The organism is Variovorax boronicumulans (genome assembly GCF_040544675.1).
GTDB lineage: Bacteria > Pseudomonadota > Gammaproteobacteria > Burkholderiales > Burkholderiaceae_C > Variovorax > Variovorax boronicumulans_D.
On sequence record NZ_JBEPKK010000012.1, the window covers coordinates 109,467 to 121,517 of the forward strand.

12 protein-coding genes are annotated in these 12,051 nt (G+C 65.2%); 9 read left to right on the forward strand and 3 right to left on the reverse strand.

Going from position 1 to position 12,051, the window contains the following annotated elements:
• Positions 1 to 18: 18 nt before the first annotated feature.
• Positions 19 to 672 (forward strand): sulfite oxidase heme-binding subunit YedZ, encoded by a 654-nt coding sequence (locus ABIC90_RS20315; protein ID WP_354357221.1) that lies wholly within the window; start codon positions 19 to 21, stop codon positions 670 to 672.
• Positions 673 to 690: 18 nt separating this feature from the next.
• Here ABIC90_RS20315 and lysA read toward each other — a convergent pair whose 3' ends face one another.
• Positions 691 to 1,962, reverse strand: coding sequence for a diaminopimelate decarboxylase (lysA, locus tag ABIC90_RS20320; RefSeq protein WP_354357223.1), 1,272 nt, complete (start codon positions 1,960 to 1,962; stop codon positions 691 to 693).
• Positions 1,959 to 2,180, reverse strand: a complete 222-nt coding sequence (gene lptM / locus ABIC90_RS20325; RefSeq protein WP_354357225.1) for an LPS translocon maturation chaperone LptM — start codon at positions 2,178 to 2,180, stop codon at positions 1,959 to 1,961. The genes lysA and lptM overlap by 4 nt, the downstream gene beginning before the upstream one ends.
• 63 nt (positions 2,181 to 2,243) lie before the next feature.
• Between lptM and cyaY the strand changes: the two genes are divergently transcribed.
• Positions 2,244 to 2,576: an iron donor protein CyaY gene (cyaY, locus tag ABIC90_RS20330; RefSeq protein WP_354357227.1), complete on the forward strand. Its 333-nt coding sequence runs from the start codon at positions 2,244 to 2,246 to the stop codon at positions 2,574 to 2,576.
• A 13-nt stretch (positions 2,577 to 2,589) separates the two neighbouring features.
• Here cyaY and ABIC90_RS20335 read toward each other — a convergent pair whose 3' ends face one another.
• Positions 2,590 to 5,001, reverse strand: coding sequence for a penicillin-binding protein 1A (locus ABIC90_RS20335; RefSeq protein ID WP_354357229.1), 2,412 nt, complete (start codon positions 4,999 to 5,001; stop codon positions 2,590 to 2,592).
• Between the two features lie 280 nt (positions 5,002 to 5,281).
• Here ABIC90_RS20335 and ABIC90_RS20340 point away from each other — a divergent pair, with 280 nt between their 5' ends.
• The 7 genes from ABIC90_RS20340 to aroB are packed head-to-tail and all read left to right on the forward strand — an operon-like array spanning position 5,282 to position 12,045.
• Entirely contained in the window at positions 5,282 to 6,319 is a 1,038-nt protein-coding gene (locus tag ABIC90_RS20340; RefSeq protein ID WP_436318229.1) for a pilus assembly protein PilM, read from the forward strand.
• On the forward strand, positions 6,316 to 6,951 hold the full coding sequence (locus ABIC90_RS20345; RefSeq protein ID WP_354357233.1) for a PilN domain-containing protein: 636 nt from the start codon (positions 6,316 to 6,318) through the stop codon (positions 6,949 to 6,951). Before ABIC90_RS20340 ends, ABIC90_RS20345 begins: the two co-directional genes overlap by 4 nt.
• Positions 6,952 to 6,957: 6 nt before the next feature.
• Positions 6,958 to 7,635 (forward strand): type 4a pilus biogenesis protein PilO, encoded by a 678-nt coding sequence (locus tag ABIC90_RS20350; RefSeq protein WP_354357235.1) that lies wholly within the window; start codon positions 6,958 to 6,960, stop codon positions 7,633 to 7,635.
• Positions 7,632 to 8,171, forward strand: a complete 540-nt coding sequence (locus tag ABIC90_RS20355) for a pilus assembly protein PilP (protein ID WP_354357237.1) — start codon at positions 7,632 to 7,634, stop codon at positions 8,169 to 8,171. Before ABIC90_RS20350 ends, ABIC90_RS20355 begins: the two co-directional genes overlap by 4 nt.
• On the forward strand, positions 8,168 to 10,318 hold the full coding sequence (gene pilQ, locus ABIC90_RS20360) for a type IV pilus secretin PilQ (protein WP_354357239.1): 2,151 nt from the start codon (positions 8,168 to 8,170) through the stop codon (positions 10,316 to 10,318). Before ABIC90_RS20355 ends, pilQ begins: the two co-directional genes overlap by 4 nt.
• A 23-nt stretch (positions 10,319 to 10,341) precedes the next feature.
• Entirely contained in the window at positions 10,342 to 10,890 is a 549-nt protein-coding gene (locus ABIC90_RS20365) for a shikimate kinase (RefSeq protein ID WP_354357241.1), read from the forward strand.
• A gap of 42 nt (positions 10,891 to 10,932) precedes the next feature.
• On the forward strand, positions 10,933 to 12,045 hold the full coding sequence (aroB, locus tag ABIC90_RS20370) for a 3-dehydroquinate synthase (protein WP_354357243.1): 1,113 nt from the start codon (positions 10,933 to 10,935) through the stop codon (positions 12,043 to 12,045).
• The last annotated feature ends 6 nt before the right edge of the window (positions 12,046 to 12,051 follow it).

Below are 12,051 nucleotides of genomic sequence, written 5' to 3' on the forward strand. Positions count from 1 at the left end.
ACGCCTGCCCCTCGTTCGATGAACAAGCTGCTCATGCACCCGGCGGCCAAGCCGGTCATCTTTCTGCTGTGCCTTCTGCCGTTTGCGCAGCTGGCTTACGGTGCGTTCACCGGCGGGCTGGGCGCCAATCCGGCCGAGTTCCTGATTCGCGCCACGGGCGACTGGACCCTGCGCTTCATCTGCATCGTGCTGGCCGTGACGCCGCTGCGCGTGACAACCAAGTGGAATGCGCTGGTCCGCTTTCGCCGCATGCTGGGCCTGTTCACCTATTTCTATGTGGTGCTGCACCTCTTGTGCTACAGCTGGTTCGACATGGGTTTCGATTGGAGCGAGATCGCCAAGGACATCCCGAAGCGGCCGTTCATCCTGGTGGGCTTCTCGGCCTTCGTGCTGCTGACGGCGCTGGCAGCCACATCGTTCAATCGCGCGATCAAGGCGATGGGCGCCAAGCGCTGGCAGATGCTGCACAAGCTGGTCTATGTGATCGCAGGGCTCGGCCTGTTGCACTTCTTCTGGATGCGCGCGGGCAAGAACGACTTTGCCGAAGTGTTCGTCTACGCCGCGATCATCGCGGTGCTGCTGGGATGGCGCGTGTGGCACTACGCGAGCAAGCGCAAGCAGAAGCCGGTCGTCGGCGCGCGCGGCGGCGAGAAGCCGCTGCGCAGCACCTGAGCCCGGGGCAGGCCGGCCTCAGGCCTGCTCGCTGCGCAGCTGGTCTTCCATCGTCTCGCGGCGACGGATAAGCGTGGCGCTCTGGCCGCTCACCAGCACTTCAGCAGCGCGCGGACGCGTGTTGTAGTTGCTGGCCATGCTCATGCAGTACGCACCCGCCGACAGCACGGCCAGCAGATCGCCGGCCACCACGTTGAGCGCGCGGTCTCGGCCGATCCAGTCGCCGCTTTCGCAGACCGGGCCCACCACGTCGTAGGTCGGCGCATCGCCCGCGCGAATGCGCAACGGCACGATCTTCTGGAAGGCCTGGTACATCGCGGGGCGCGGCAGGTCGTTCATTGCCGCATCGACGATGCAGAAGTTCTTGTCCTCGCCGGGCTTGGTGTAGAGCACCTCGGTCACGCACACGCCCGCGTTGCCGACCAGCGAACGGCCGGGCTCGATGACCAGCTTGCGCGCACCGAACCCGCGCGCATCCAGCTTGGCGAGCAGCTGCTGCCAGAGCGCATCAGCCTTGGGCGGCACCTCGCCGTTGTAGTCAATGCCCAGGCCGCCGCCGAAGTCCAGATGATGGATCGGCACGCCCGCCGCCTCGATGGCTTCGACCAGGTCGAGCACGCGGTCGCAGGCATCCAGGTACGGCGAGGCTTCGGTGATCTGCGAGCCGATGTGGCAATCGATGCCGACCACCTCGAGGCCCGGCAGCCTGGCGGCGTGCTGGTACGCCTGGACCGCGCGGTCGTGCGCGATGCCGAACTTGTTGCCTTTGAGGCCGGTGGAAATGTAGGGGTGCGTCTTCGGATCGACGTTCGGATTGATGCGGATGCTGATGGGCGCGCGGCTGCCTTCGGCCAGCGCCACTTCGTTGAGCACATCGAGCTCGGCTTCGCTCTCGACATTGAAGCAGGCAATGCCGGCCGCCAGCGCCTGGCGCATTTCCGCACGGGTCTTGCCGACGCCCGAGAAGATGATCTTCTTCGGGTCGGCGCCGACGGCCAGCACGCGCGCCAGCTCGCCGCCCGAGACGATATCGAAACCGCAGCCCGCGTCGGCGAACACGCGCAGCACGCCGAGCGACGAATTGGCCTTCATCGCATAGCAGATGAGGGCGTCGCGACCCTCGAAGCCGCGCTGGTAGGCGGCCAGCGCGTCCAGCATCCATTGCTTCGAATAGACGAACAGCGGGGTGCCGTGCTCGCGCGCCAACGCATCGAGCGCCAGCCCTTCGACATGGAGGGCGCCGTCGCGGTGAGCGATGTGGGGGTGGCCGGGAAGGGAAGCGTTCGTCACTTGGGCGCTCCGCTGCCGGAGGTGGCTGCGGCCGGCGCGCTGCTGGCGGCGGCAGGCTTGGGGGCCGCTTCATTGGAAGAGGCGCCCGAGCCGCCGGGGGTGATGAGCTGCGGCAAGGTGGCGCGCTGAGCGGCTGCGGGATCGGTCGGCAGGTACAGCGCACCGCGCTGGCCGCAGGCCGCGAGGCCGGCTGCCGCAGCGGCGGCGATGCAGACCATGAACACAGTGCGGCCGCGGGCGGTCACTAGAATTTGGCGAACATTCAACATAGCGAAATTGTAATGACCGACACCGAGTACATGGACCGCGCCGAAGCAGCGCTTGCCGCCATCGAGCAGGCCTGCGATCGCATCAACGACGCGACCGACGCCGACATCGACAACCAGCGGGTGGGCGGGATGATCACGATGTCTTTCCAGAACGGGAGCCAGTTGATCGTGAACCTGCAGAAGCCGCTGCAGGAAATCTGGCTGGCCGCCCGCTCCGGCGGCTACCACTACCGGCACGACGGCAAGGCCTGGGTCGACACCAAGACGGGCGAGGAGTTTTTTGGCAACCTCTCGCGCGAAGCAAGCCTTCAGGCAGGCCAGCCGCTGGAGTTCGCGGCCGCCTGACCGAACGGCCTCCTCAGTTCCGGAACAGATCGAGGATCCTGTTGCGCTCTTCCGGCGGCGCCGGCGGGCTTACCGGAACGCCGGTCAGGGCCTCGACCGGCGCCACGGGCGCAGCCGCTTCCACGCCCAGGCTCGCCACGCCGCGGCCCGGTGCGTAGTCGTCGTAGTACCACTCGCCGCCCACGCTCACGATGCCCGGGGGCGGCGTCGTCGACAGGTCGGTCACCGGCACGCCCTTGATGGCGGTTTCCATGTAGTTGATCCAGATCGGCAGGCTCAGCCCGCCGCCGGTTTCGCGGTCGCCCAGGTTGCGCGGCGTGTCGTAGCCGATCCACGAGATGGCCGTCATCGTGGGCTGGAAGCCCGCGAACCACGCATCGAGCGAGTCGTTGGTCGTGCCGGTCTTGCCGTAGAGGTCGGGGCGCTTGAGCATCGCCTGCGCCTTGGCGGCGGTGCCCGCGCGCGCCACCGATTGCAGCAGGGTGTCCATGATGAAGGCGTTGCGCTGGGGAATGACGCGAGTCGCTTCGTTGAGCAGCGAGGGTTGCTTGTCGACCAGGACCCTGTCCTTGTGGTCGGTGATCCGGGTCACCAGGTAAGGATTGACGCGGTAGCCGCCATTGGCGAACACCGAGTAGCCCACAGCCATCTGCATCGGCGTGACCGCGCCAGCGCCAAGCGCCATCGGGAGGTAGGCGGGGTGCTTTTCCTTGTCGAAGCCGAAGTTGGTGATCCATTCCTGCGCATAGCGGGTGCCGATGGATTGCAGGATGCGGATCGACACGAGGTTCTTGGACTTCATCAGCGCCGTGCGCATCGACATCGGGCCGTCGTAGCCGCCGCCGTAGTTTTTCGGCTCCCAGGGCTGGCCGCCGGTGGTGCCGGCGTCGAAGAAGAGCGGCCCGTCGTTGATGACCGTCGCGGGTGTGAAGCCCTTTTCGAGCGCTGCTGAATAGATGAACGGCTTGAAGCTGGAACCCGGCTGGCGCCAGGCCTGCGTGACGTGGTTGAACTTGTTCTTGCCGAAGTCGAAGCCGCCCACCAGCGCCTTGATGGCACCATCGCGCGGATCCATGGCGATGAAGGCGCCTTCCACTTCGGGGAGCTGCGTGATTTCCCAGGTGTTCTTGGGCGTCTTCACCACGCGGATGACGGCGCCGCGGCGGATCTTGATGTTGGGAGGCGCCTTGTCGGAGAGGCCGGACTGCGCGGGCTTGAGGCCCTCGCCGGTGATCTGCACCGCATCGCCGTTGCCGCGCACGGCCGAGATTTCCTTGGCGTTGGCCTTGAGCACCACGGCCGCCATCACATCGCCGTTGTCGGGATGGTCGGTGAGCGCGTCGTCCACCGCTTCGTCAAGCTCCTTGGGATCGGTGGGCAGGTCGACGAACTTCTCGGGGCCGCGGTAGATCTGGCGCCGCTCGTAATCCATGATGCCCTTGCGCAGGGCCTTGTAGGCAGCGGCCTGGTCGGCGGCGACCAGCGAGGTGTAGACCTTGAGGCCGCGCGTGTAGGTGCTGTCGCCGTATTGCGCATACATCAGCTGGCGCACGGTTTCGGCCACGTATTCGGCATGCAGGCGGTTGGGGTCGGCGGCGTCGCGCAGGTGCAGTTCTTCCTTCTTGGCTTCGGCGGCCTGCTCGGCGGTGATGAAGCCCGACTCCAGCATGCGGTCGATCACGTAGAACTGGCGGCCGCGCGCACGCTGCGGGTTGTTGACCGGGTTGTTGGCACCGGGGGCCTTGGGCAGGCCGGCGAGCATGGCGGCCTCCGCGATCGTCAGATCCTGCAGGGGCTTGCCGAAATACGCGTCCGAAGCGGCTGCGAAGCCGTAGGCACGGTTGCCCAGGTAGATCTGGTTCAGATAGATCTCGAAGATCTGGTCCTTGGAGAGGAGGTGCTCCAGCTTGAAGGTCAGCAGCACCTCGTAGACCTTGCGGGTGAGCGTCTTCTCGGAGCTCAGATAGACATTGCGCGCCACCTGCATCGTGATGGTCGAGGCGCCCTGGCTCTTCACGCGGTTCAGGTTGGCCAGGCCGGCACGCACCATGCCCTTGTAGTCGACGCCGCCGTGGTCATAGAAGCGCGCGTCCTCCGCGGCGAGCACCGCGTCCTTCACCAGCTTGGGGATCGCGGCGATGGGCGTGAGGTTGCGGCGCTCTTCGCCGAATTCGCCGATCAGCGTGCCTTCAGCGGAGAAAACCCGCAGCGGCAACTTGGGGCGGTAGTCGGAGAGTTCCGAGATGTCCGGCAGGTTGGGATAGGCGACGGCCAGCGCCACCGCCACCACGCACAGGATCGACAGCGCGCCTGCCGCGGCGATGCCGAGCCCCCAGAAAACAAAGCGCAACAGCCACCTGAGCCAGGCGGGGCGTGCGGGGGGAGGGGTCTTGGCTGGCCCTTTGGGGCGTGGAGTTTCTTGCATGAGGGCCCGAAGAGTCACCGGACATTATAAAAAGCCGCCCCACGGACGCGGTCCCGATCTTTGTTACTTCCGCAGTCCTAAGCCAAAGGTTACAGAATGCGGCTTTAGCGTCAGGTTTTGACAACGGTTCCCCCCTTTGTCCCTCGCGGGTACTTGGTTGCCGAATCGCGTGCTGCTAGAGTGCAACCGAACGCATATTTTTCCATTGGTTACAAATACAGGGGGAGAGGGACCTAACTTGGCTGCTCTTGGAACATTGTTTCGTCGTCAAAACGCCCCCATGCTCGGGCTGGATGTCAGCTCGTCCAGCGTCAAGCTGGTCGAGCTCGGCCGTGACGCCAGCGGTAAGCTGATTCTGGAGCGTTGCGCCATCGAGCCGCTCGAACGCGGCTGGATCACCGATGGCAACGTCGAGAAGTTCGACGAAGTGGCCGAGGCCGTGCGGCGCGTCGTGCGCAAGAGCGGGACGAAGACGCGCAATGTGGCCCTGGCCCTGCCGCCGTCGGCAGTGATCACCAAGAAGATCATTCTTCCCGGCGGCATGAGCGAGCAGGAACTCGAAATCCAGGTCGAGTCCGAAGCCAACCAATACATCCCCTTTTCGCTCGACGAAGTCAGCCTCGACTTCTGCGTCACAGGCCCGAGCACCACGTCCGCCGGCGATGTCGAAGTGCTGATCGCCGCCTCCCGCAAGGAGAAGGTCCAGGATCGCGAAGGCCTGGCGGAAGCCGCGGGCCTCAAGGCCGTGATTCTGGACGTCGAGTCCTATGCGTCGCGCCTTGCCACCGCCCGCCTGATCGAGCAACTGCCCGGCAAGGGCGTGGATGCGATCGTGGCCCTGTTCGAAGTGGGCGCATTCACCACCAGCATGCAGGTGTTGCGCAACCAGGAAGTGCTGTACGACCGCGACCAGGCTTTCGGCGGCGCACAACTGACCCAACTGATCGTCCGGCAGTACGGCTTCTCCGCCGAAGAGGCCGAGGCCAAGAAGCGCAGCGGCGACCTGCCCGACGACTACGGCTCCGGCGTGCTCAAGCCTTTCGTGGAAAGCATCGCGCAGGAAATCGCGCGTGCGCTGCAGTTCTTCTTCACCAGCACGCCGCACAACCGCGTGGACTACGTGCTGCTGGCCGGTGGCTCGTCGTCGCTGCCCGGACTGACCAGCGCCGTGACCCGCCAGACCTCGTTCGCCTGTTCGCTGGCCAATCCGTTCGATGGCATGGAACTCGGATCGAACATCCGCGAGAAAAAGGTCCGGCGTGAAGCGCCTTCCTACCTGACTTCCTGCGGCCTGGCCATGCGGAGGTTTCTGCTGTGATCCTGATCAATCTGCTTCCGCACCGCGAGGCCGCGCGCAAGCGTCGCCGCGAAGCTTTCTATGGCACCCTGGGCGGTGCCGCCATCCTGGGTGCTTTGATCGCGGGCCTTGGGTACCTCTGGTTCGAGGCGCAGATCTCGGCCCAGCAGTCGAAAAACGGTTTCCTGCAGGCCGAGATCAAGAAGCTCGAAGTCGAGATCAAGGAAATCTCGACGCTGCAAGAAGAAATCGCTGCCCTGCGCGCGCGCCAGCAGGCTGTCGAAGACCTGCAGGGCGATCGCAACATGCCCGTGCATCTGCTCAATGAATTGGTCCGTCAGCTGCCTGACGGCGTGTACCTGACCAGCATGAAGCAGGACAACCAGGTTGTCACGCTGCAAGGCATGGCCCAGTCGAACGAGCGCGTGTCCGAGTTGCTGCGCAACCTGGGCAACAACAGTCCCTGGCTCGTGAAACCCGAGCTGGTCGAAATCACGTCGTCGACGGTCAATCTGAGCCAGCGCGATCAGCGTCGCGTTGCGAACTTCACGATGCGCATCGGCCTGAAGCGGCCGACCGACGCCCAGAAGGCGGCGGCCGACAAGGCTGCTGCCGACAAGGCACTGGCCGCGGCAGCGCAGGCAAAGGGGTAAATGATCATGGCAAGCAATCGCCCCTCCCAAAAGATAGACGTCGGCGCCGCAATGCGGGGCTTCGGCGACCAGTTCCGCGGGCTCAATCCCAACGATCCGTCGGTGTGGCCCGCAGTTCCGCGCTATGCCCTGTGCGTGGCCGTGACCGCGCTGGTGCTCGTGGCGCTGTGGTTCGTCTGGCTCACCAATTCCAACGATGCACTCGAAGCCGAGCGTGCCAAGGAAGTGACGCTCAGGGCCGACTACCAGAAAAAGGTGGCGCAGGCCGCCAACCTCGACCTCCTGAAGAAGCAGCGCGAGCAGGTCCAGCAATACGTGACCGTGCTCGAGAAGCAGTTGCCCAGCAAGGCCGAAATGGACGCGCTGCTCTCGGACATCAACCAGGCCGGCCTCGGCCGCAGCCTGCAGTTCGAACTGTTCCGGCCGGGCTCGGTCTCGGTCAAGGACTACTACGCCGAGCTGCCGATCTCTGTTCGCGTCACCGGGCGGTATCACGACATGGGCGCCTTTGCGGCCGACATCGCCAGCCTTTCGCGCATCGTGACGCTCAACAACATGACGGTCACTCCGCAAAAGGACAAGGACGTGCTGACGATGGATGCCACTGCGCGCACCTTCCGCTACCTCGATGACGACGAGCGGGCTGCCCAGAAACGCGCTGCCGCGCCGAAGGCGAAGAAATGAGGGCGGCAACCAAAGTCCTGTGGCTGATGCTGGCCACCATCGGCCTGAGCGCCTGCGACTCCGGGCAGGAAGACCTGCAGCGGTGGATGGTCGAGCAGCGCGCCCAGGTGAAGCCTTCGGTGCCGCCGATCACGGAACCCAAGAAATTCACGCCGCAGGCCTACACCGAGGGCTCGTCCTTCGAGCCTTTCAACATGTTGAAGCTGACGCAGGCCCTGCGTCGCGAGTCGAATCAGCCGAGCACCTCGGAGCTGATTGCGCCTGAACTGGCGCGCCGCAAGGAATCCCTGGAGGCCTTCCCGCTCGATTCGATGGCCATGGTCGGCAGCATGAACCGCAACGGCCAGCCGGTGGCGCTGGTTCGTGTCGACAAGCTGCTCTACAAGGTGCGCGTCGGCGAATACCTGGGACTCAACTACGGGCGCATTACCCGTATCAACGAAACCGAAGTCGGCTTGCGCGAAATCGTGCAGGACGCTGCCGGTGAATGGATCGAACGCGTAGCGACATTGCAGCTGCAAGAGAGTGCGAAATGAACCAAAAAAAATCAACGATGGCACAGTGGCTGCGCGCTGCCGGGCTGGGTCTGCTGGCATTCGGCTCGCTTGCCGTTGCCCATGCGCAAAACGCAATCGAGGCTGTGACCAGCTCGACGCAATCCGGCGCCGAGGTGATCCGGATCGATCTGACGCAGCCGCTCACCGCGGTTCCGGCCGGATTCGCCGTGCAGACACCGGCGCGCATTGCGCTGGACTTCCCGGGTGTGACCAACGCCATCGGGCGTTCCGCCATTGAAGTGAACCAGGGCAACCTGCGTTCGGTCAATGTGGTCCAGGCCGGCGAGCGAAGCCGCGTGGTGCTGAACCTCAAGCAGGCCACCGCATACAAGACGGAAATCCAGGGCAAGTCGCTGCTGGTGATCCTCGAACCCGCGGCCGGTACGGCGCTCGCCACGTCCGCCGCCACCGTCTTTGCGGAGAACCGCAATCGCGACACGCTGCCGCTGCGCGACGTCGACTTCCGCCTCGGCTCCGACAGCACCGGCCGCGTCATCGTGGACTTGCCGAACAACCAGGTCGGCGTCGATGTCAAGCAGCAGGGCAAGAACCTCGTGGTGGAGTTCACCAAGTCGACCTTGCCCGAAGGCCTGCGCCGTCGTCTGGATGTGGGTGATTTCGGCACGCCCGTGCAAATGATCACCTCGCAGCAGTCGGGCGACCGCGTTCGCATGACGATCGAGGCGAAGGGCGACTGGGAGCACAGCGCCTACCAGAGCGAGAACCAGTTCGTGATCGAGGTCCGTGCCCGCAAGGTCGACCCGACCAAGCTCACGCAGGGCGTCGGCTACAACGGCGAAAAGCTCTCGCTCAACTTCCAGAACATCGAAATCCGTTCGCTGCTCCAGGTCATCGCCGACTTCACGAACTTCAACATCGTGACTTCGGACTCGGTGAGCGGCGCGCTGACGCTGCGCCTGAAGGACGTGCCCTGGGACCAGGCGCTGGACATCATCATGCAGGCGAAGAACCTGGGCATGCGCAAGAACGGCAGCGTGCTGTGGATCGCACCCAAGGACGAAATCAACGCCAAGGAAAAGCTCGAGTTCGAGGCCAAGGCCGCGATCGAGAACCTGGAGCCGGTGCGTACGCAATCGTTCCAGCTCAACTACACCAAGGCCATTTCCATTGCGCAGGGCCTGACCGGTACAGGCGCGGGCAGTGGCGGCGGCGGTGGCGGCGGGACCACCACCCGCATCCTCAGCCCTCGCGGCAGCGTGATTGCGGAGGCCCGCACCAACCAGTTGTTCGTGTCCGACATTCCGTCGCGCCTGGCCCAGGTGACCGAGCTGATCCAGAAGCTGGACATCCCGGTGCGCCAGGTGCTGATCGAAGCCCGCATCGTCGAGGCGTCCGATACCTTCGGCAAGTCGTTGGGCGTGCGGCTGGGCGGCGGCATTGCCGGGGAGCGTTTTGCCTCTTCGTCCGGCAACCGTGCCTTCGGCAACGTCGGCATGATGCCCACCGTGACGGCGGGCACCAATGGTGGCGCGAACACGGCAACCACCACCTGGACCAACTCCAACTTCATCAACCTGCCCGCAGGCGATGCAGGCGGTACGGGCAACGCAGCCGGCAACTTCGCGATCTCGCTCTTCAATTCGAGCTTCTCGCGCATGCTGAACCTCGAAATCTCCGCGCTCGAAGCCGACGGCAAGGGCAAGCTGGTGTCCAGCCCCCGCGTCATCACGGCCGACCAGACCAAGGCGCTGATCGAGCAGGGCGAAGAAATTCCGTACCAGCAGGCAACGTCCAGCGGCGCGACTTCCATCTCTTTCCGCAAGGCGGTGCTGAAGCTGGAAGTGACGCCGCAGATCACCCCTGAGGGCAACATCATCCTGACGCTGGATGTGAGCAAGGACGCCCGCGGCGTGAACACGTCGGCGGGCCCGGCCATCAACACCAAGCATGTGCAGACCGAGGTGCTGGTCGAGAACGGCGGCACGGTCGTCATCGGTGGTATCTTCGAACTTACCGAAACCAATGACGAGTCGCGCGTGCCGGTGCTGGGTGAAATCCCCTACATGGGGGCATTGTTCCGCAAGCGCGAACGCGTTGCCAACAAGACCGAAATGCTCGTCTTTATCACTCCAAAGATGATTACCGACCGCAACGCCGCGCGCTGACGCGCGGGCGTAGCAGCCACCGCGTGGCGGTCGCACTCGTCGGCTTGCCCGGCGCCGGAAAGTCCGCAGTGGGCCGGCGCCTGGGCGGTCGGCTGGATATTCCATTCATCGACACCGATCATGTGATCGAGCAGCGCATCGGCTGCTCGATTCGCGATTACTTCGAGCGCGAAGGCGAAGTCGCCTTTCGCGACCTCGAGCAGGCGGTGATCGCCGAACTCTCCGCCAACGCGCAGGGCGTGCTGGCCACCGGCGGCGGTGCGGTGCTCCGGGAAGCCAACCGCAAGCAACTGCGCGATCACTTCCATGTCATCTATTTGCGTTCCTCGCCCGAGGACCTCTTCAGGCGCCTGCGCCACGACGTCAAGCGCCCCTTGCTGCAAGTGGCCGATCCCTTGGGGCGGCTGCGCGAACTGCACGACGCGCGCGATCCGTTCTACCGGGAAACGGCGCACGACGTGGTCGACACCGGCCGCCCTTCCGTCGCCATGCTGGTGAACATCATCGTGATGCAGCTCGAGCTGGCCGGCATCGTCGCGCCGGGCGCCCATCCGGAAGCGCCCGCCGCCTGAGCCCCTGCCCCTGCATCGGGCGCAGCGCCTAAACTCGCCGCCATGCCATTGACCGCACTTTCCGCACCGCCAGAACGCGTCGACATCCAGCTGGGCGACCGCAGCTACCCGATCCTGATCGGCGCCGGCCTGCTCGACGACCCCCGAAGTTTTGCCGCGACGCCCGCGGCCGCCAGCGCGCTCATCGTGAGCAACACCACGGTGGCGCCACTCTATGCCGAAGCCCTTCGCACCGTGCTGGCCGGGCGGTACCGCACCGTGCACCTGCTGGAGCTGCCCGACGGCGAGGTCTACAAGAATCTTGAAACCCTGAACCTGATCTTCGACGCGTTGCTCGGCCACGGCAGCGACCGCAAGACCGTGCTGTTCGCGCTGGGCGGCGGCGTGGTGGGCGACATGACGGGTTTTGCCGCCGCCAGCTACATGCGCGGCGTGCCCTTCGTCCAGGTGCCGACCACTTTGCTGGCGCAGGTGGATTCGTCGGTCGGCGGCAAGACGGCCATCAACCATCCGCTGGGCAAGAACATGATCGGCGCGTTCTACCAGCCGCAGCTGGTGGTCTGCGACCTGGGCACGCTGCAGACGCTGCCGCCTCGCGAACTCAGCGCGGGCCTGGCCGAAGTCATCAAGTACGGCCCGATCCACGACATGGGTTTTCTCGACTGGATCGAAGCGAACATCGACGCGCTGGTCGCGCGCGACCCGGCGGCGCTGGCCCATGCCGTCAAGCGCAGTTGCGAGATCAAGGCGCTGGTGGTGGGGCAGGACGAGCGCGAGACAGGCCTGCGCGCCATTCTGAATTTCGGCCATACCTTCGGCCACGCCATCGAATCGGGCCTGGGGTACGGCGAATGGCTGCATGGCGAAGCCGTGGGCTGCGGCATGGTCATGGCGGCGCACCTCTCGCAGCGGCTGGGCGGCGTCGACGCGGCTTTCGTCCAGCGGCTGACCCGCCTGATCCAGCGCGCTGGGCTGCCGACCGTGGGTCCGGCGCTCGGTGCGGAGCGCTACCTGGAGCTCATGCGCGTCGACAAGAAGTCCGAGGCCGGCGAGATCCGCTTCGTGGTGATCGACAAGCCCGGCTCCGCCGCGGTCAGCAGCGCGCCCGACGCGCTTGTGCGCGAAGTGCTCGCTCAGTGCTGCGTGGCCGGATGAGCGCGG